This is a genomic window from Pseudomonas sp. MC6 (assembly GCF_054790575.1).
Map to the genome: position 1 here is coordinate 74965 of NZ_CP186504.1, position 19709 is coordinate 94673.

Genomic DNA, 19709 nt, shown 5'->3' on the forward strand with positions numbered 1-19709 from the left:
CATGGCAACGCTCGAACTTCGCAACGTAAACAAGACCTACGGTGCCGGCCTGCCGGACACCCTGAAGAACATCGAACTGTCGATCAAGGAAGGCGAATTCCTGATCCTCGTTGGCCCGTCGGGCTGCGGCAAATCGACGTTGATGAACTGCATCGCCGGTCTGGAAACCATCACCGGCGGCGCGATCATGATCGGTGATCAAGACGTCAGCGGCATGAGCCCGAAAGATCGCGACATCGCCATGGTGTTCCAGTCCTACGCGCTGTACCCGACCATGAGCGTGCGCGAGAACATCGAATTCGGCCTGAAAATTCGCAAGATGCCTCAAGCTGCGATCGATGAAGAAGTCGCGCGCGTCGCCAAGCTGCTGCAGATCGAACATTTGCTCAATCGCAAACCGGGTCAGCTTTCCGGTGGTCAGCAACAGCGTGTGGCGATGGGCCGTGCACTGGCGCGTCGGCCGAAGATCTATCTGTTCGACGAACCGCTGTCCAACCTCGACGCCAAACTGCGCGTCGAGATGCGCACCGAAATGAAACTGATGCACCAGCGCCTGAAAACCACCACGGTCTACGTGACCCACGACCAGATCGAAGCGATGACCCTGGGCGACAAGGTGGCGGTGATGAAGGACGGCATCATTCAGCAGTTCGGCACGCCAAAAGAGATCTATAACGACCCGGCCAACCTCTTTGTGGCGAGCTTCATCGGTTCGCCGCCGATGAACTTCATCCCGCTGCGTCTGCAACGCAAGGACGGCCGTCTGCTGGCGCTGCTCGACAGCGGCCAGGCGCGTTGCGAGCTGCCGATGAGCATGCAGGATGCTGGTCTGGAAGATCGCGAAGTGATCCTTGGTCTGCGCCCTGAACAGATCGTTTTGGCGAACGGCGAGGGCAATGGTCTGCCGAGCATTCGTGCCGAAGTGCAGGTCACCGAGCCAACCGGTCCGGACACCCTTGTATTCGTCAATCTCAATGAAACCAAAGTCTGCTGCCGTCTGGCGCCGGACGTGGCACCGCAGGTGGGCGAAAGCCTGACGCTGCAATTCGATCCGTCGAAAGTGTTGTTGTTTGATGCCAACACCGGCGAGCGCCTCGGCACTGCCGGTCAACCACAGACCGATGCGCGGTCTGCGAACGTGGCGCAATTCAAAGGCCGCTGAAGATCAATGTAGGAGTGAGCCTGCTCGCGATTGCGTCCTGTCAGTTGATGTAGTTGTTACCTGACACACCGCTATCGCGAGCAGGCGAAGGCCTACAAAGGAGCACGCGGTGCCCGGCCTGTCGAGCATCGCAATTTATGTAAACCGCGTTAGATAAAAACAGTTAATAACAATAAAGACGAGGATGTAGGGATGAAAAAGAAACACGTCAATGCCCGGTTGATCTGCCAAGTGTCGGCTGCGGCGGCCTTGGTGCTGGCCGGTAACGCCATGGCGGCGGATGCCTTCAGTTCCGATTCGAAATGGATGACCGGCGACTGGGGGGGCGAGCGTACCAAGCTGATCGAGCAGGGTATCGACATCAAGGCCGACTACGTTGGGGAAGTCGGTGGCAACCTGAACGGTGGCTACAACGACGACAAGACCGCGCGTTACGCTGACCAGTTCGGTCTGGGCGTGGCACTCGATCTGCAAAAGCTATGGGGCTGGGATAACACCCAGGCGAAGATCCAGCTGACCAACCGTAACGGCTACAACATCTCCAACGACCGCGTTGGCGATCCGCGTGCCGGCACCCTCAGTTCCTCGCAAGAAGTTTACGGTCGTGGCCACATGGTGCGTCTGACCCAGTTGTGGATTCAGCACCAGTTCTTCGACAACAAACTCGACGTCAAGGCCGGTTACTTCGGTGAAGGCGAAGACTTCAACACCTTCCCGTGCGACTTCCAGAACCTCGCGTTCTGCGGCTCCCAAGTGGGTAACTGGGCGACCAACATCTGGTACAACTGGCCCGTCAGCCAGGCCGCGATCCGTGTGAAGTACAACATCAACGACGAGCTCTACGCGCAAATCGGTGCGTACAACCAGAACCCGTCGCAGCTGGAACACGGCAACGGCTTCAAGCTCAGCGGCAGCGGCACCAAAGGTACTGTGTTGCCGGTTGAGTTGGTCTGGTCGCCGAAGGTCAACAGCCTGCCGGGCGAATACCGCGTCGGTTACTACAAGAGCACGGCCGATGCCGACGACGTTCGTGAAGACGTCAACGGTTTCGACGCCGCCACCACTGGCGACGCCTACAAAACCCACAGCAGCAAAAGCGGCTACTGGTTCGTGGCGCAACAGCAACTCACCAGCCACAACGGTGATGCTTCTCGCGGTCTGAACATCGCGGCCAACGCCACGTTCCACGACAAGGACACCAACTTCATCGACAACTATCAGTCGGTGATGTTTGTCTACAAAGGCCCGTTCGACGCGCGTCCGAAGGATGACGTCGGTATCGGCGCGGCGCGTATCCACGTCAACGATGACGTGAAGAAAAACGCCGAGCTGCTGAACGCTTCCAACGGTGTTTCGGACTACGACAATCCGGTGTTTTCGCCGATTCGTGAAACCGAATACAACTACGAGATCAACTACGGCTTCCACGTCACCAACTGGCTGACCGTACGTCCGAACCTGCAGTACATCACTCACCCGGGTGGTGTGGATGAAGTGGACAACGCATTGGTCGCTGGCCTGAAAATTCAGTCTACGTTCTAACGCGTCTGCGATAAGCTCCTCTCTATGTGCGCATATTTGCGGACAGCCAAGGCTGTCCGCTTTTTTTTGAGGGGCAGTAATCCCCGTAACAGATGAATTCGGAACCGTGGCAAATGCATGAGCATCCGCTACAACGCTTCTTCAAATCCCTGCGTGAACAACCGGTGTTCGCCTGGGAGCGCTATCAGATGCGCGACGTGTTGGTGATCGATCACCCGCTGTGTCAGGCGGTGTTCAGTCGTCAGGGCGCGCAGTTGCTGCACTTTCAGCCGCGCGGGCAAAAGCCGTGGTTGTGGTGTGCGGCGAAGTGGCCGCACGTGGGTGCCATTCGCGGTGGCGTGCCGGTGTGCTGGCCTTGGTATGGTCGTCATCCGAGTGAAAACGCCTGGCCATCGCATGGTTGGGCGCGCTTGCTCGACTGGAAGTTGCTCGACAGCAGCAGCGCCGAAGATGGCGTGCGCCTGCACTGGCAATTGCAGCTGTGCGACTGGCAGGTTGACCTGCACGCGCATCTGGGTGAACGCATGGAACTGCGCCTGAGCACCGAGCATCAGGACGACATGCCGTGCCAGTTGAGCCAGGCTTTGCACGCGTACTGGCGTATTGGCGATGTCGGCGAGATAGCGCTGTCTGGGCTCGAAGGGGCGCAGGGTTATGACCAGTTGAATCGCCAGGTTTGCCAGCAGGAAGGCGAGTTGCGGGTGGATGGCGGCTGTCAGCGAGTGTTCCAGCATGATGGTGAATTGCAGCTCAAGGATCATGCCTGGCAGCGTGAGTTGTGCATTGATACCGGGGACAGTGCCGACACGGTTGTGTGGCATCCGGGTGCGCGGCCATTGTTGGGCGTGACGTGGGATGAGATTTCCGAGTTTGTCTGTGTTGAAGCGGCGGCGGGCGGGACGGACAGTCTGCATCTGGCGCCGGGGGAGAAGGCGCATTTGAGTTTGCAGGCGTGGGCGGCGGCTTGAGTGTGTCAAGTACACCGCTACCCTCTCCCGGAGGGAGAGGGGACTGATTGCGGGATGCTGAAGAGTTACGCCGACGTGAAAGTGCAGTTCTGAATCCATAATCGACTGGATATTTCAGGTCGATGTATAGCGCAAGACACCTCGGTCGGCCCCCTCTCCCTCCGGGAGAGGGCTGGGGTGAGGGCTTTTGATCTTTAGTTGAATTCATCTCCAACCGGATACCGGCTCGCATTCAAGCTCTCTTTGATCTTGCGCAAATGCGGCTGGAAATCCACGCCACGACGCAGCGTCATCCCCGTCGCCAACACATCCAGCACGGTCAACTGAATGATCCGCGAAGTCATCGGCATATAAATGTCGGTGTCTTCCGGCAACGGAATATTCAGGCTCAAGGTACTGGCCTTGGCCAGCGGCGAATTCTCCGCCGTCAAACCCAACACCGAAGCGCCGTTCTCGCGAGCAATGCGCGCCACTTCCACCAGCTCACGGGTACGGCCGGTGTAGGAAATGATCACGAACAACTCACCGGTGTGCGCCACCGAGGCAATCATCCGCTGCATCAGCACATCGGCGTGCGCGGTAACGGCGAGGTTGAAGCGGAAGAACTTGTGCTGCGCATCGAGCGCCACCGGTGCCGAAGCGCCAAGCCCGAAGAAGTGGATCTGCCGCGCCTGAATCAACAGGTCGACGGCGCGGCTGATCAGGTTCGGATCGAGCGCCTGGCAAGCACTGTCCAGCGAGGCGATCGCACTGCCGAAAATCTTCTGCGTGTAGGCCTCGGGATTGTCGTCGGCCTCGACCGCGCGGCTGACATACGCCGCGCCACTGGCCAGGCTCTGCGCCAGTTGCAGCTTGAGCTCGGGGTAGCCGCTGACACCGAACGAACGGCAGAAACGGTTGACCGTCGGTTCGCTCACCGAGGCGGCCTGGGCGAGGGCGGCGATGCTGAAGCGGGTGGCCTGCTGCGGGTTGAGCAGGATCACCTCGGCGACTTTGCGTTCGGCCTTGTTCAGGTCTTCAAGGCGACTCTGGATCTGTTCCAGTAAATTTCGCACGCGGTCCATATGGAATTCCTAATTCACCTGCGCAAAGGTGCGCCGGGCTATGCAAATTGGGCCTTTGATATGGCCCGTAACGGTGGCCTATCCTACTGATGGCTCCGACCGACCACCACTCGGAATCTGTATTTTGCGAAAATGTTGTGGTTATTACTACATTTTCCCTTGAGTGATGCCTTGAAAAAAGGTATTTGTAGCTTAACTTGATAAAAGAACAAACATCATGCCTTCGATTACGGTTGAACCGTGCACCTTTGCCTTGTTCGGCGCGCTTGGCGATCTGGCCCTGCGCAAGCTGTTTCCTGCCCTTTATCATCTCGATGGCGCCGACTTGCTGCACGAGGACACGCGCATCATCGCGTTGGCCCGTGAAGAAGGTTCCGAGCAGCAGCACATGGCGTTCATCGCCGCCGAACTGCGTCGTTATGTGGGCAAAGAGCTGGACGAGGCCGTCGCCGAGCGTTTTCTCGCACGCCTGACCTACCTGCACGTCGACTTCCTCAGATCTGAAGATTATGTGGCGCTGGCCGAACTGGCCGGCAGCACGCAACGCATGATTGCCTACTTCGCCACGCCGGCCGCGGTGTACGGCGCGATCTGCGAGAACCTGGCGAAAGTCGGTCTGGCAGAAAATACCCGCGTGGTGCTGGAAAAGCCGATCGGCTCCGACCTCGAATCCTCGCGCAAGGTCAACGACGCCGTCGCGCAGTTCTTCCCGGAGAACCGTACCTACCGCATCGACCACTATCTGGGCAAAGAAACCGTTCAGAACCTGATCGCCCTGCGTTTCGCCAACAGCCTGTTCGAAACCCAGTGGAACCAGAATTACATCTCCCACGTGGAAATCACCGTGGCCGAGAAGGTTGGCATCGAAGGCCGCTGGGGCTACTTCGACAAGGCCGGCCAGCTGCGCGACATGATCCAGAATCACCTGTTGCAGTTGCTCTGCCTTATCGCCATGGACCCGCCGGCCGATTTGTCCGCCGACAGCATCCGTGACGAGAAAGTAAAAGTGCTCAAGGCGCTGGCACCGATCAGCCCGGAAGGCCTCACCACTCAGGTGGTGCGCGGCCAGTACATCGCCGGCCACAGCGAAGGCAAATCCGTACCGGGCTACCTCGAAGAACCGAATTCCAACACCCAGAGCGATACCGAAACCTTCGTCGCTTTGCGTGCCGATATCCGTAACTGGCGCTGGGCCGGCGTGCCGTTCTACCTGCGTACCGGCAAGCGTATGCCGCAAAAACTGTCGCAAATCGTCATCCATTTCAAGGAACCGTCGCACTACATCTTCGCCCCTGAGCAGCGCCTGCAGATCAGCAACAAACTGATCATCCGCCTGCAACCGGACGAAGGTATTTCCTTGCGCGTGATGACCAAAGAGCAAGGCCTGGACAAAGGCATGCAACTGCGCAGCGGCCCGCTGCAACTGAATTTCTCCGACACCTGGCGTAGCGCGCGGATCCCCGATGCCTACGAGCGGTTGTTGCTGGAAGTGATGAACGGCAATCAGAACCTGTTTGTCCGTAAAGATGAAATCGAAGCCGCGTGGAAGTGGTGTGACCAGCTGATCGCCGGGTGGAAAAAATCCGGTGACGCGCCCAAGCCGTATGCGGCCGGGTCGTGGGGGCCGATGAGCTCCATTGCATTGATCACGCGGGACGGGAGGTCGTGGTATGGCGATATCTGATGTGCAACTGCCTGCGGGCGTGAACGCTCACGAATTCAAGAGCCCGGTGCTGTTGGCCGAAGGTCAGGCGCTGAACGTTGCCAAGCAACTGAGCGAAGCCATTGCAGCGCGCGGCAACGCGGTGCTGGTGGTGTCGGGCGGTCGTAGCCCGGTGGCGTTTTTCCAGCACCTGGCCAAGCAGGATCTGGACTGGTCGAAGGTCGTTGTGACCCTCGCCGACGAGCGCTGGGTACCGGTTGAACACGCTGACAGCAATGCCGGTTTGCTCAAGCAATACTTGCTCAAAGGCCCGGCGGCCAAGGCGCAGTTCCTCAGCCTGTATAGCGCGGCGGCCAACGTCGAGCAGGCTGCTGAACAGGCTGACCGCTTGCTCGCCGAATTGCCGCCGATTGACGTGCTGGTGCTGGGCATGGGAGATGACGGCCACACCGCGTCGCTGTTCCCCGACAGCCCGAACCTTGCCGAAGCTCTGCAAGCTGATGGCACACGCCGTTGCTGGCCGATGCTGGCGCCAAGCGTGCCGCGTCAGCGTCTGACCATGAGCCGTGCGCTGCTGGCCTCGGCCCGTCACAAGATTCTGTCGATTTCCGGTCAGTCGAAACTGACCACCCTGAATGCCGCACTGGCATCCGACGACGTCGCCGCCATGCCGGTGCGCGCGTTTCTGCAACCTACGTTAGAGATTTACTGGTGCCCATGAGCCAAGGAACAGCCGCTATGACAACCCCATCCCCGACCGTTTCCATGGCGGACAAAGTTGCCCTGATCGACAGCCTCTGCGCCAAGGCGCGGATCCTGCCGGTGATCACCATCGCTCGCGAACAGGACGTGCTGCCATTGGCCGACGCCCTGGCTGCCGGTGGTCTGACCGCGCTGGAAGTGACCCTGCGTTCGCAGTTCGGCCTCAAGGCCATTCAGATCCTGCGCGACCAGCGTCCGGAACTGATGACCGGTGCCGGCACCGTGCTCGATCGCAACATGCTCGCGGCGGCCGAAGCCGCTGGCTCGCAATTCATCGTCACCCCGGGCATCACCCGTGACCTGCTGGAAGCCAGCGTCGACAGCCCGATTCCGCTGTTGCCGGGCATCAGCAACGCCTCCGGCATCATGGAAGGCTACGGTCTGGGTTATCGCCGCTTCAAGCTGTTCCCGGCTGAAGTCAGCGGTGGCGTGGCGGCAATCAAGGCCCTTGGCGGCCCGTTCGGCGAAGTGAAATTCTGCCCGACTGGCGGCGTCGGCCCGGCCAACATCAAGAGCTACATGGCGCTGAAAAATGTCATGTGCGTGGGCGGTAGCTGGATGCTTGATCCGGAGTGGATCAAGAACGGCGATTGGGCGCGTATTCAGGAATGTACCGCCGAGGCGCTGGCGCTGCTGGACTGATTGTTACCAGACACTTCGTTGTGTGTTCTACGGCTTTACGGTGCGCTTGGTCGGTGCACCGTTTTTTTTTGCCTGAAAATTGCTATGTAGAAGCTATGTAGGAGCTGTCGAGTGAAACGAGGCTGCGATCTTTTGACCTTGCTCTTGAGCGCCAACATCAAAAGATCGCAGCCTTCGGCAGCTCCTACATCGACACCGTTACGACGCGATACATAGCTACCGCACAACTGCGTTTGCGTGGCGCTAATCTGCGTTCATCTTACGGAAGAGAGAACGCCTCATGGACGACCATCAATCAGCAGACTTGCCCCATCAGCCTCTTCGGCAACGGAAAACTCATATCCCTGGCAGCTTCGATTGGCGCAAAACCGAAGGCAAGGTGCGCAACATCAGTGGCGGCAACGAAGGCCTGCCCCTGGTTTTGCGTCTGGCCCTGGTCGACGCCATGACCGGTGAGCCAGTGGTTGGCGCCCAGGTCCGGATCGAACAGAACATTGGCGCCGACAGTCTGTGCGGCGCCCAGTCGACCGACAGCCAAGGCATCGTGCGGTTTACCAGTATTTACCCGGATCAGCACTCTGGCGGGGCCTCGTGCATCGCCATGACCGTTTGCATCGCTAGTGATGATCAACACCCGCAGTCACATCAGGAGGCCTGGGCAGGACGGCTGCATCTTCCGGATGTCTGTAGCTGTGAAACGGCGGGGGATGATGCTTCGCGACTGGTGTTGCGACCGATTGGCGGGGAAGGTCTTGAGGACGGCTACTTCGGCAGCCTGACGATCGGCGTCGACACCTTTGCGGTGTCGTCGCAGATCGGCCTTGCTGGCTACGAGAAGTCCACAGGCGCGGTGTTTTAGCGCAGTTCGTTCAGCGCCCGCACCAATAACTGCATGTCGGCAGCGGTGGTGGTCAGTCCCGGTGTAATGCGGATGCTCGGCCCGCTGGCTGCGCCGTTGCGCACCACGGTGAACAGGTTGTAGTCGTTGAGCAGACGCTCGGCCATCGCCTGTTGATCATCGTGGCGGGTGAAACGCAGCGAGGTGATGCCGCAATACAGCCGTGGATCATCTGGCGTCATTACCTCGATGCCCGGCAAGTGCCGCACCGCGCTGACCCAAAGATTGCGCAGATAATTGACGCGAGCGCCTTTGGCCGGCGCACCGCCGAGGGAACGATGCTCCTCGAATACCAGCGGCAAGGTCATCAGCGCCGGAATGTTGGGCGTGCTGTACGAGGTGCGCGCACGGATGTCATTCACCGGGTAATGCATTTCGCCCATATCCGGATCGATATCGGCCAAGCGTTGCGGCGCGATATAGAGGAAGCCGAGGGTGAGTGGCGCGCCGATCCATTTGTGCAAGTTGAATCCGGCGAAAGAGATGCCCAGTGCTTCAAGATCGAACTCGATCTGACCGAGCGCATGGGCGCCGTCGAGGATGACATCGACGCCGTGCTCTTTGGCGAGCGCAGCGATGGCTTGCACGGGCATCACCAGGCCGGTGCGGTGAGTGACGTGAGTCAGGGCCATCAGCTTGATCTTCGGATGACCGACGAAGGCTTCGCGGTAAGTCTCCAGCAGGCTGTCGTAGCTCGCCGGGTGCGCGTGGGCAATCTCGATCACTTCTGCACCGCGATGTCTGGCCAGCCAGCGCATGGCGCCTTTGACCGTGTCGTATTCCAGATCACTGATCAGCACCTGATCGCCCGGCTGCAAGCGGTTGTAATTGCGGATCAGCGATTGCAAGCCTTCGGTGGCGTTGCGGGTGAACGCGACGCTTTGTGCATGTACGCCGATCAGCTCGGCCAGTTGCGCGCGGATATCGAGGTTGTCGTGCTGCTCGAAACGCTGGCGCACGTACACCGAATTGCTCGTATTGATCAGCTCGATATTGCGCTGGTACTCCTCGATCACCGTGCGCGACATGCGCCCGAAGTAACCGTTTTCCAGATTCACGGGGCCGGGTTGAACGTCGTAACGATCGGCGAACGTTTGCCAAAAGGCTTCGTCACGGGCGCGTCGGGTGTTATCGGGCATGGTCGGCTGACTCTGAGAGAGGAGGGCGCTTCAGTGGCGCGGGGCAGGTTTGCCATGTTTGGCGCGCAGCGGTTCGAGCAAGTCCGAGAGGCCGTTATGGTCGATCTCCTGCATCAGCGCGAGCAAGCCACCGAGTTCGCCGTGCGGGAAACCTTCTCGGGCAAACCAGTTCAGGTACGGCCCTGGCAGGTCGGCAATGATCCGGCCCTTGTACTTGCCGAAGGGCATTTCGCGGGTGATCAGAAGTTCGAGTTTTTCGGGATTCATCAGGGTTTTCGTCTGGCTTCAAAACAATCAGGAAAATACAGGCATTCTGCATGCAGGCCAAATGACAGATCATGCAAATAACCGTGATACAGATAGTTCACTTATATTTAAGTTGTTGATTTAAAACATTTTATTAGAAATAAAAAAGCTGGCACGCACGCTGCAATATCCCTTGCATCTTCAACCGATCGCGAGGAATTGAAAAATGACCGACATGAATAAAGAAGCCATCTCTGTACTCAATGACCTGATTGAAACCAGCAAAGACGGTCAGGAAGGGTTCAAGACTTGTGCTGAAGACATCAAACATCCAGAACTGAAAACCCTGTTTGTAACGCGATCCGCCGATTGCGCAACCGCTGCAGCAGAACTGCAGGCTGAAGTTCGCAAGTTGGGCGGCGATCCGGAAACCTCTACCAGCGTCAGCGGTGACCTGCACCGTCGTTGGGTCGACGTCAAAGCCATGTTCACCGGCAAAGACGAAGAGGCTGTGCTGAACGAAGCCGAGCGTGGTGAAGACCATGCGCTGAAGGCCTATCGTGAAGCCATCGAGAAGATCAACAAGCATAACCTGGTAGGTATTCGTGACCTGGTTGAACGCCAGTACCACGGTGTGCAACGTAACCACGATCAGGTGAAAGCCCTGCGTAACCAGGCTCGTGCTCGTTCGTAAGCGTTTGCCGGTTACAAAAAACGCCAGCTAGTCTGGCGTTTTTTTATGTCTGGGGGAAAGCCAAAGCAAGAGCCCCTCACCCTAGCCCTCTCCCGGAGGGAGAGGGGACTGATCCAGGTGTTCTGTCGAGGTACGCCGACCTGAAATATCCAGTCGAACTCAAGATCTGAAAACCACGGAGATCGGCTCCCTTTCCCCCTCGCCCCCATGGGGGAGAGGGCTGGGGTGAGGGGGAAAAGCTTTACCTGACACCCCGCCAATCAATCACCCAATGCTGATCGCCGGCAAAGTCGGCAACGTCACCGTCTGCTGCTTGCGCGGCGCCAGAATCTCAGCCTCGCCATCCACCACCAGCTCATCCTTCTGGTTGAACACCCGAGTGGCAATGCGCACACGAAATTTCGGCAACTTCTCGAGAATTTCCAGACGCACTGTCAGCGTGTCACCGATCTTCACCGGCTTCTGAAAACTCATCTGCTGGCCGATATAAATAGTGCCCGGCCCAGGCAACTCGCACGCTACTGCAGCACTGATCAGCGCACCGCTGAACATGCCGTGAGCGATACGCTCCTTGAACATGCTCGCGGCGGCAAACTCGGCGTCCAGGTGCACCGGATTGTGGTCGCCCGACATCGCGGCAAACAGTTGAATGTCGCGCTCTTCGACGGTCTTGCTGTAGCTGGCGGTCTGGCCGACTTCGAGGGCTTCGTAAGGGATGTTGGTAACCTGGGTCATCGGTCTCGATTCCTGTGACGGATTCAGTGAATCCACAAAAAATTATTCGCTGCGATGAGGGCGTGGATGGCTCAGGGCCTGATCGATCCAGGCCAGCACATCAGCGATCACTTCGTCGCGGTTGGTTTCGTTGAACAATTCGTGCCGCGCCTGCGGGTAGATCTTCAGTTGCAGGTGCTGGCTGCCGGCCGTGCGCAACGCATTGGCCAGATCTGTCAGACGCTTGCCTTCACTCACCGGATCACATTCGCCGCCGATTACCAGCAGCGGCAGGCCCGGATCGATCTGCGCGAGATTGGACGCTTTGCTGATTTGCTGCAAGCCGCCGAGCAGGTCGATCCACAGTTGATTGGTGCAGCGAAAGCCACACAGCGGGTCGTTGGCGTACAGGTCGACTTCGGCGGGATCACGACTCAGCCAGTCGAAGCGTGTGCGCGCCGGTTTGAATTTGTTATTGAACGAGCCGAACGACAGCCATTCGATCAGCGCACTGCGGCCCTTGCCACCCTGACGCAGTTTTTCCAGACGGGCGATTTGCCGCGCAGCGCGATACAGCGCAACAGGCTGAAAGTTGGAACCACTGAGAATCGCCCCGTGCAGACTGGCGCTGTGGTGCAGTAAATAGCCTTGGGCAAGATAGCTGCCCATGCTGTGCCCCAGCAGGATGATCGGCACGCCGGGGTGCTGCTGGCCGAGGTGCTGATTGAGACTGGCCAGATCGCCGAGCACTTTGCACCAGCCGTCGTCATCGGCGAAGTGGCCGAGGGTTCCGTGATTGGCGGTTTTGCCATGTCCGCGTAAATCCGCGGCGTACACGCCATATCCTTTGTCGCAAAACGTGTCGGCCAGTCGCGCGTAGCGACCACTGTGTTCAGCCATGCCGTGGGCTAGCAGGATCACCGCTTTCAACGGCGCCGTAGGCAGCCATTGATTGACGAACAGGCGGCTGCGGTCACTCGCGTCCAGCCATAGGGTGTCGTGGATCATGGCGATTCCTTTGCTCAGAGTCGGAACATTGTATAGCGCGTCTGATCAGCCCACGCCACGGCAGGAAGATTCACACGATCAATGACGGCTTTGCCCATATTTGCCTCAATGGCCATAACTGCTAGTGTCCGTGAAGCTCCGCTTTTTCAGAAATGACAGAAAGCGGCCCGCATCGGCTCAGGTAAAGAGGACAAGAACAATGCAACCTGATTTCTGGAACGACAAGCGCCCGGCCGGCGTACCGCTGGACATCGACATGGGTGAGTTCAAGTCGGTGATCGAGGTGTTCGAGCGTTCCTGCAAGAAGTTCGCTGATCGCCCGGCGTTCAGCAATATGGGCATCACCCTGACCTACGCCGAACTTGAGCGTCAGAGCGCTGCCTTCGCCGGTTACCTGCAAGCACATACCGATCTGGTACCGGGGGATCGCATTGCGGTACAGATGCCCAACGTCCTGCATTACCCGATTGCCGTGTTCGGTGCGTTGCGCGCCGGGCTGATCGTGGTCAACACCAACCCGTTGTATACCGCGCGGGAGATGCGCCATCAGTTCAAGGACTCCGGCGCACGGGCACTGGTGTACCTGAACATGTTCGGCCAGAAAGTCCAAGAAGTGCTGCCCGACACCGACATTCAATACCTGATCGAAGCGAAGATGGGCGACCTGATGCCCGCCGCCAAGGGCTGGCTGGTCAACACCGTGGTCAGCAAAGTGAAGAAAATGGTCCCGGCGTATTCGCTGCCGCAGGCGATTTCCTTCAAGAGCGCGCTGCGCATGGGCCGAGGTCTGGGCATCAAGCCGCTGAAGGTCAGCCTCGACGACATCGCCGTGCTGCAATACACCGGCGGCACAACCGGGCTGGCGAAAGGCGCGATGCTCACTCATGGCAATCTGGTGGCGAACATGCAGCAAGTGCGCGCCTGTCTCGCCCAACTCGGCCCGGACGGCCAGCCGCTGCTGCGCGAAGGCCAGGAAGTGATGATCGCGCCGCTGCCGCTGTATCACATCTATGCGTTCACGGCGAACTGCATGTGCATGATGGTTTCCGGCAACCACAACGTGCTGATCACCAACCCGCGCGACATTGCCGGCTTCATCAAAGAGCTGAAGAACTGGCGGTTCTCGGCGCTGCTGGGGCTGAACACTTTGTTCGTGGCGCTGATGGAACACGCGGATTTCAAGACCCTCGATTTCTCCAGCCTGAAGCTCACCAACTCTGGCGGCACCGCGCTGGTCAAGGCCACCGCCGAGCGTTGGGAGCAGATGACCGGGTGCCGCATCACTGAAGGTTACGGCCTCACAGAAACCTCGCCGGTGGCCTGCACCAACCCGTACGGCGATCAGTCGCGTCTAGGCACCGTCGGTTTGCCGGTACCGGGCACGCTGCTCAAAGTCATCAACGATGACGGCGTCGAGCAGCCGATGGGCGAGCGCGGCGAGTTGTGCATCAAGGGCCCGCAGATCATGAAGGGCTATTGGCACAAGCCTGAGGCCACGGCTGAAGTGTTGGATGCCGAGGGCTGGTTCAAATCCGGCGATATTGCGGTGATCGATCCGGACGGTTTCGTGCGCATCGTCGATCGCAAGAAAGACATGATCATCGTCTCCGGTTTCAACGTGTACCCGAACGAGATCGAAGATGTGGTGATGGCGCACCCGAAAGTCGCCAACTGCGCGGTGATCGGGGTGCCGGACGAGCGTTCGGGCGAGGCGGTGAAGCTGTTTGTGGTGGCGCGGGAAACCGGGGTCAGTCTCGAAGAGCTCAAGGCCTACTGCAAAGAGAATTTCACCGCGTACAAGGTGCCGAAACACATCGTGTTGCGTGAGTCATTACCGATGACGCCTGTCGGGAAAATTCTGCGGCGTGAGTTGCGCGATATCGCCTGACGGTTAAAAGCAAAAAGATCGCAGCCATCGGCAGCTCCTACCTTGGAATGCATTTCCTGTAGGCGCTGCCGAAGGCTGCGATCTTTTGCTTTGAGTCCCCGAAAACCGGGGCTTTCAAGGTGTTCTAGGATTTTTGCTCTAAAATGACTGCTAGATGGTCTTGAGTCATCATAGTGACTGTAGGGGCTGCTTTTGGCTCTAGTCGACCCTTGGCAAAGCTGCTACTCTCGGCGCGCTTTGTGACTTCTCGGCCTATATAAAAGCCAGATTCACCAATACCAAACACACACCAATAATAATCGCATCAAATGCGGTGAAGAATTCGCGTTGCTGAGGAGTGGGCTTCCATGATCGAAGACTTTTGGAAGGATAAATACCCGGCTGGAATTGCTGCCGACATCAATCCGGACGAGTATCCGAACATTCAGGCAGTGTTGAAGCAATCCTGCCAACGCTTCGCCAACAAACCGGCTTTCAGCAACCTGGGCAAGACAATCACTTACGGTGAATTGTATGAATTGTCCGGTGCGTTTGCCGCGTATCTGCAACAGCATACCGATTTGCAGCCCGGCGATCGAATCGCCGTGCAACTGCCCAACGTTCTGCAGTACCCGGTGGCCGTCTTCGGTGCGATTCGCGCCGGGCTGATCGTGGTCAACACCAACCCGCTGTACACCGCGCGGGAAATGGAACATCAATTCAACGACTCCGGTGCCAAGGCGCTGGTGTGCCTGGCAAACATGGCGCACCTGGCCGAAGCCGTGGTGCCGAAAACCGGCGTCAAACACGTCATCGTCACTGAAGTTGCCGACCTGCTACCGCCGATCAAGCGCCTGCTGATCAATAGCGTCATCAAGTACGTGAAGAAAATGGTCCCGGCCTATCACCTGCCGAAAGCCGTCAAGTTCAACGACGTGCTGAGCAAGGGCCAGGGCCAACCGGTGGCCGAAGCCAATCCCGACAGCGGCGATGTGGCGGTGCTGCAATACACCGGCGGCACCACTGGTGTGGCCAAGGGCGCGATGCTGACTCATCGCAACCTCGTCGCCAACATGCTCCAGTGCAAAGCGCTGATGGGTTCCAACCTCAACGAAGGTTGCGAGATCCTGATCACGCCGCTACCGCTGTACCACATCTATGCGTTCACCTTTCATTGCATGGCGATGATGCTGATCGGCAACCACAACATCCTGATCAGCAACCCGCGCGACCTGCCGGCGATGGTCAAGGAACTGTCGAAGTGGAAGTTCAGCGGTTTCGTTGGCCTCAACACGCTGTTCGTGGCGCTGTGCAACAACGAAGGGTTCCGCAAGCTGGATTTCTCGGCGCTGAAAGTCACCTTGTCCGGCGGCATGGCCCTGCAACTGGCCGCTGCCGAGCGCTGGAAAGCGGTTACCGGTTGCGCCATCTGCGAAGGTTACGGCATGACCGAAACCAGCCCGGTGGCCACGGTCAACCCGATCCAGCACATCCAGATCGGCACCATCGGTATTCCGGTGCCATCGACCCTGTGCAAAGTCATCGACGATGCCGGTGTCGAGCAGCCGCTGGGTGAAATCGGCGAGCTGTGCGTCAAGGGCCCGCAAGTGATGAAGGGCTACTGGCAGCGTCAGGAAGCTACTGATGAAATGCTCGACAGCGAAGGCTGGTTGAAAACCGGTGACATCGCGCTGATCCAGCCGGACGGCTACATGCGCATTGTCGATCGCAAGAAAGACATGATCCTGGTCTCCGGTTTCAACGTTTATCCGAACGAACTGGAAGACGTACTGGCAACTCTGCCGGGCGTGTTGCAGTGCGCGGCCATCGGCGTGCCGGACGAGAAGTCGGGCGAGGCGATCAAGATTTTCATCGTCGCCAAGCCGGGCGTCACCCTGACCAAAGAGCAAGTGATGGATCACATGCGTGCCAACGTCACTGGCTACAAGGTGCCGCGCACGGTGGAGTTCCGCGATGCGCTGCCGACCACTAACGTCGGCAAGATTTTGCGTCGTGAGTTGCGTGATGAAGAGCTGAAGAAGATCAAGGCCAAGTCCGCCGCTTAAAAACACCAAGCCCCGCAGATGCGGGGCTTTTTGTTGGTGTATGCGAGGGAGTTTGCAGTGTCCGGTAAATCCTACCCCCTCACCCCAGCCCTCTCCCCCAGGGGGGCGAGGGGGAAGGGAGCCGATCGGGGGGCTGTTTAGAATCTGAGTTCAACTCGGAATCTCAGGTCGGCGTAGCTCGCCCAAACAACTCAGTCGGTCCCCTCTCCCTTTGGGAGAGGGCTAGGGTGAGGGGAAAAGGGGACAGCACAAATCCTACTGACGAAACGGCGCAAAATTCACGTTAGTCCCCGCCGGACGCATGTCCTGCAGATACGAATCCTTGTCCGCACTCAATTCCAGGCTCAATGCCGCTTTACGCTTGCCTTCATTGCGAATCACCAGCCCTTCAAGCTTTTCACGCAGAAACACCGTCGGCACTTTCAGGTGCAGCAGTTCATCGGTGGCCGGGGTGTGCATCAGCAGGTGAATCCACTCGTACTGACCGATGGCCAGACGCGACACCGGCAGGTCGAACCACCAGATGTTGCGGTTACGGTTCAGTTCGGCGAAGTGGCAGTTGTTGGTGCCGAGCACGGCGCCGCCCAGTTCCTTGTTGCGTCGGGCGATGGCCTGCGTTTTATCGAGTTTCATAACATTCCTGCGGGATCGGTTCCTGGCGCGTGGCGCCCATATGGTGGGCATTCTCGTGGGTTGGGCAGCAAACATAAAGCCCAACCTGCACGCCGCGACGAAATGAACCCCCGAAAATAAATGAAACTTGGCGCAAACCCGGCCAGTCAATCATTACGTACTGACTTTTCCCCCTAAATGCACCAAGGAGAAACACCATGAGTAGCACAGGCGATAAAGTAAAAGGCATGGCCAACGAAGCCGTCGGCATCGTCAAGCAAGGCGTCGGTAAAGCCACTGACAACACCAAGCTGCAGGCCGAAGGCAAGATTCAAGAGAAAAAAGGTGAGGCCCAGCAAGCGGTCGGCACAGCCAAGGACGCCGTCAAAAAAGGTGTCGACAAGGCGTAACTCAGCCTTGAACGAAATACACGAGCGGCCATCCAAGGATGGCCGTTTTTGTGTCAAAAGCCTGCTGCGACCCGACGAGGTTCGCCAAACAGGCTAACGTGATGTAAAAAACGGCCCCTGAGTCGCCACGACTTCAACCTGTATTGCGGCGAAAGGAGACGCGAATGATTTTTCCGGACATGAAAGGTCTGCCCCTGCACCGGGTGATGGTGCGCACAGTCACTGAATTCGTCGACGACGAGATGTCGACCTACGCTTCGGCACTGGCCTACCAGATGCTGTTCTCGCTGTTCCCGTTCATTCTGTTTCTGATCGCCCTGATCGGTTTCCTGCACTTGCCGGACTTCTTTTCCTGGCTGCGTCTGCAATCGGAACTGGTCCTGCCACCGCAGGCGCTGGAGCAGGTCAATCCGGTGATTGACCAGTTGCAGCAGTCCAAGGGCGGCCTGCTTTCCGTCGGTATCGTTATCGCCCTGTACACCGCCTCCGCAGGCGTGCGCTTGATGATGAGTGCGATGAACGCGGCGTACGACGTGGTCGAAGGCCGACCGGTCTGGAAGCGCTTCCCATTGTCGATTGTCTACACCGTCGGCATCGCCGGCATGCTGCTGGTGGCCGCCGCGCTGATGGTGCTCGGGCCGCAGGTGATGGGCTGGATCGCCGCGCAAGTGGGACTGGAAGACTTCATCGTCACCGTGTGGACCATCGCACGCTGGCCGGTGATCGTGATTCTGATGATGGTCGCCGTGGCACTGATCTACTACGTGATGCCCGACGTCAAACAGGAATTCCGCTTTATCACCCCAGGTTCGGTATTGGCGGTGGTGGTGTGGATCATCGCTTCGTTGGGTTTCGCGTTCTACGTAAAAACCTTCGCCAACTACAACGCGATGTATGGCAGCATCGGCGCAATCATCGTGCTCTTGCTGTATTTCTACATCTCCGCCGCGGTGTTGCTGCTGGGAGCGGAAATGAACGCGGTGATCGAGCACATGTCCAGCGAGGGCAAGGATGCGGGTGAGAAAGTCCCCGGCGAACTCGATGAACATCCCAAACAACACGTCTCGGGCCTGGGCCGCGATCATTCGCTCAAGCCGGACACTGACGAAGTCTGATCATGATTCGTGAAATTCTGAAAATGGGCGACGAGCGCCTGCTGCGCATCGCTCCGCCCGTGCCGGCGGAAATGTTCGACAGCCCTGAGCTGTGGCAACTGATCGACGATATGTTCCAGACCATGGAAAGCGTCGGTGGCGTTGGCCTGGCTGCGCCGCAGATCGGTGTCGATCTGCAATTGGTGATCTTTGGTTTCGAGCACAGCGAGCGTTATCCGGACGCTGAAGCGGTGCCGCAGACGATCCTGATCAATCCGTTGATCACCCCGCTGAGTCCGCTGACGGAAGAGGGCTTTGAAGGCTGTCTGTCGGTCCCGGGTTTGCGCGGTGCCGTGGATCGTTATCAGCAGATTCGCTACGAAGGGTTTGATCCGAAGGGCGAACCGGTTGTGCGCATCGCTTCAGGTTTTCACGCACGCGTTGTGCAGCACGAATGTGATCACCTGATCGGCCGGCTGTACCCGTCGCGCATCACCGATTTCAGCAAGTTCGGTTTTACCGAAGTGATGTTCCCCGACCTCGATCCCGCAGCAGACGACTAATCCCCGAGAACACCACAATCCCCTTGTAGGAGTGAGCCTGCTCGCGATAGCGGTATGTCAGTCACCGAAAATGTCACTGACATACCGCTATCGCGAGCAGGCTCACTCCTACAGGGTTTTGCATCAGATTGACGGTCTCAGTTCCATCGCAATCATCGGCTTGCTCCGCGCATACCGGCTCAAGCGCTCCGCCATCGCCTGGGGCAGCGCCGGGTCGAACGTGAACCCGCGTCTCTCGTAAAACTCACGCAAATCCGGATGACAGAACAGCCACACCGGCTCGCTCACATCCTGCACTGCCGCTGCGATCAGCTGTGCGGCAACGCCCTGTTCACGACACCCCGGATCCACAAACAGCCCGGTCAACCATTGCCCGCCGGACACCGGCCGCAAGCACAACGCGCCCACAATCTCTCCGCGCCGCGCGACCCACAATTGCGCATCGCGAACGGCTTTCATAGAGGACTGGTGGCTGCGGTAAAACTTGTTCATCAACGGCCAAAGCGACTCGTCGAGCAGGCTGTATCGGGTGTCGGGCATGGGATCGGACTGTCGGTGGGCAAAGCGCCGATTATAAAAGAACGCACGGCTCTGG

At 58.5% G+C, this 19709-nt stretch carries 20 protein-coding genes; 13 read left to right on the forward strand and 7 right to left on the reverse strand.

Annotated elements, in window-relative coordinates; translation table 11 throughout:
* Window position 1 precedes the first annotated feature (1 nt).
* The 3 genes from ACOYXE_RS00350 to ACOYXE_RS00360 all read left to right on the forward strand — a co-directional run bounded on the left by ACOYXE_RS00350 (window position 2) and on the right by ACOYXE_RS00360 (window position 3672).
* Window positions 2–1162, forward strand: a complete 1161-nt coding sequence (locus ACOYXE_RS00350) for an ABC transporter ATP-binding protein (protein ID WP_422607883.1) — start codon at window positions 2–4, stop codon at window positions 1160–1162.
* Between the two features lie 192 nt (window positions 1163–1354).
* Entirely contained in the window at window positions 1355–2704 is a 1350-nt protein-coding gene (locus ACOYXE_RS00355) for a carbohydrate porin (RefSeq protein WP_007917870.1), read from the forward strand.
* A 113-nt stretch (window positions 2705–2817) separates the two neighbouring features.
* Window positions 2818–3672: a D-hexose-6-phosphate mutarotase gene (locus tag ACOYXE_RS00360; RefSeq protein WP_007917868.1), complete on the forward strand. Its 855-nt coding sequence runs from the start codon at window positions 2818–2820 to the stop codon at window positions 3670–3672.
* Window positions 3673–3866: 194 nt separating this feature from the next.
* Here the strand turns inward: ACOYXE_RS00360 and ACOYXE_RS00365 are convergent, their stop codons facing one another.
* Window positions 3867–4727: a MurR/RpiR family transcriptional regulator gene (locus tag ACOYXE_RS00365; RefSeq protein ID WP_171057240.1), complete on the reverse strand. Its 861-nt coding sequence runs from the start codon at window positions 4725–4727 to the stop codon at window positions 3867–3869.
* Window positions 4728–4953: 226 nt separating this feature from the next.
* On the opposite strand from ACOYXE_RS00365, the gene zwf reads away from it, so the two are divergent.
* The 4 genes from zwf (at window position 4954) to ACOYXE_RS00385 (ending at window position 8662) form a co-directional block, all read left to right on the forward strand.
* Window positions 4954–6420: a glucose-6-phosphate dehydrogenase gene (gene zwf / locus ACOYXE_RS00370; RefSeq protein ID WP_007917863.1), complete on the forward strand. Its 1467-nt coding sequence runs from the start codon at window positions 4954–4956 to the stop codon at window positions 6418–6420.
* A complete protein-coding gene (gene pgl / locus ACOYXE_RS00375) occupies window positions 6407–7120 on the forward strand; it encodes a 6-phosphogluconolactonase (protein ID WP_160059152.1) in 714 nt (237 codons plus the stop codon). Before zwf ends, pgl begins: the two co-directional genes overlap by 14 nt.
* 17 nt (window positions 7121–7137) lie before the next feature.
* Window positions 7138–7803, forward strand: a complete 666-nt coding sequence (locus ACOYXE_RS00380) for a bifunctional 4-hydroxy-2-oxoglutarate aldolase/2-dehydro-3-deoxy-phosphogluconate aldolase (protein WP_008082815.1) — start codon at window positions 7138–7140, stop codon at window positions 7801–7803.
* A 280-nt stretch (window positions 7804–8083) separates the two neighbouring features.
* Entirely contained in the window at window positions 8084–8662 is a 579-nt protein-coding gene (locus tag ACOYXE_RS00385; RefSeq protein WP_160059151.1) for a peptidase associated/transthyretin-like domain-containing protein, read from the forward strand.
* On the opposite strand, the gene ACOYXE_RS00390 is transcribed toward ACOYXE_RS00385, so the two are convergent.
* Both ACOYXE_RS00390 and ACOYXE_RS00395 read right to left on the reverse strand, forming a co-directional pair.
* Window positions 8659–9840: an aminotransferase class V-fold PLP-dependent enzyme gene (locus ACOYXE_RS00390; RefSeq protein ID WP_160059150.1), complete on the reverse strand. Its 1182-nt coding sequence runs from the start codon at window positions 9838–9840 to the stop codon at window positions 8659–8661. The genes ACOYXE_RS00385 and ACOYXE_RS00390 overlap by 4 nt on opposite strands.
* Window positions 9841–9870: 30 nt before the next feature.
* Window positions 9871–10107, reverse strand: coding sequence for a DUF3820 family protein (locus tag ACOYXE_RS00395; protein ID WP_003227425.1), 237 nt, complete (start codon window positions 10105–10107; stop codon window positions 9871–9873).
* 205 nt (window positions 10108–10312) lie between these two features.
* On the opposite strand from ACOYXE_RS00395, the gene ACOYXE_RS00400 reads away from it, so the two are divergent.
* Window positions 10313–10780 (forward strand): ferritin-like domain-containing protein, encoded by a 468-nt coding sequence (locus ACOYXE_RS00400; RefSeq protein WP_034153383.1) that lies wholly within the window; start codon window positions 10313–10315, stop codon window positions 10778–10780.
* 264 nt (window positions 10781–11044) lie between these two features.
* Here the strand turns inward: ACOYXE_RS00400 and ACOYXE_RS00405 are convergent, their stop codons facing one another.
* Window positions 11045–11515, reverse strand: coding sequence for a MaoC family dehydratase (locus tag ACOYXE_RS00405; RefSeq protein WP_160059149.1), 471 nt, complete (start codon window positions 11513–11515; stop codon window positions 11045–11047).
* A gap of 42 nt (window positions 11516–11557) precedes the next feature.
* Complete coding sequence (locus ACOYXE_RS00410; protein ID WP_160059148.1) at window positions 11558–12502, reverse strand: alpha/beta hydrolase; 945 nt, start codon at window positions 12500–12502, stop codon at window positions 11558–11560.
* Window positions 12503–12701: 199 nt separating this feature from the next.
* Between ACOYXE_RS00410 and fadD2 the strand changes: the two genes are divergently transcribed.
* Together fadD2 and fadD1 are read left to right on the forward strand one after the other, a co-directional pair.
* Complete coding sequence (fadD2, locus tag ACOYXE_RS00415) at window positions 12702–14390, forward strand: long-chain-fatty-acid--CoA ligase FadD2 (RefSeq protein ID WP_460927297.1); 1689 nt, start codon at window positions 12702–12704, stop codon at window positions 14388–14390.
* Between the two features lie 347 nt (window positions 14391–14737).
* Window positions 14738–16435 (forward strand): long-chain-fatty-acid--CoA ligase FadD1, encoded by a 1698-nt coding sequence (gene fadD1, locus ACOYXE_RS00420; protein ID WP_405123018.1) that lies wholly within the window; start codon window positions 14738–14740, stop codon window positions 16433–16435.
* Between the two features lie 255 nt (window positions 16436–16690).
* Here fadD1 and ACOYXE_RS00425 read toward each other — a convergent pair whose 3' ends face one another.
* Entirely contained in the window at window positions 16691–17068 is a 378-nt protein-coding gene (locus tag ACOYXE_RS00425; RefSeq protein WP_007917843.1) for a hypothetical protein, read from the reverse strand.
* 197 nt (window positions 17069–17265) lie between these two features.
* Here ACOYXE_RS00425 and ACOYXE_RS00430 point away from each other — a divergent pair, with 197 nt between their 5' ends.
* The 3 genes from ACOYXE_RS00430 (at window position 17266) to def (ending at window position 19114) form a co-directional block, all read left to right on the forward strand.
* Window positions 17266–17457: a CsbD family protein gene (locus tag ACOYXE_RS00430; protein ID WP_460927300.1), complete on the forward strand. Its 192-nt coding sequence runs from the start codon at window positions 17266–17268 to the stop codon at window positions 17455–17457.
* A 164-nt stretch (window positions 17458–17621) separates the two neighbouring features.
* A complete protein-coding gene (locus ACOYXE_RS00435; protein WP_077574243.1) occupies window positions 17622–18572 on the forward strand; it encodes a YihY/virulence factor BrkB family protein in 951 nt (316 codons plus the stop codon).
* Window positions 18573–18574: 2 nt separating this feature from the next.
* A complete protein-coding gene (gene def / locus ACOYXE_RS00440; protein WP_405123019.1) occupies window positions 18575–19114 on the forward strand; it encodes a peptide deformylase in 540 nt (179 codons plus the stop codon).
* 123 nt (window positions 19115–19237) lie between these two features.
* Here def and ACOYXE_RS00445 read toward each other — a convergent pair whose 3' ends face one another.
* Window positions 19238–19654 carry a GNAT family N-acetyltransferase gene (locus tag ACOYXE_RS00445; RefSeq protein ID WP_160059143.1) on the reverse strand — a complete coding sequence of 139 codons (417 nt, stop codon included), beginning with the start codon at window positions 19652–19654 and terminating at the stop codon, window positions 19238–19240.
* Window positions 19655–19709 lie beyond the last annotated feature (55 nt).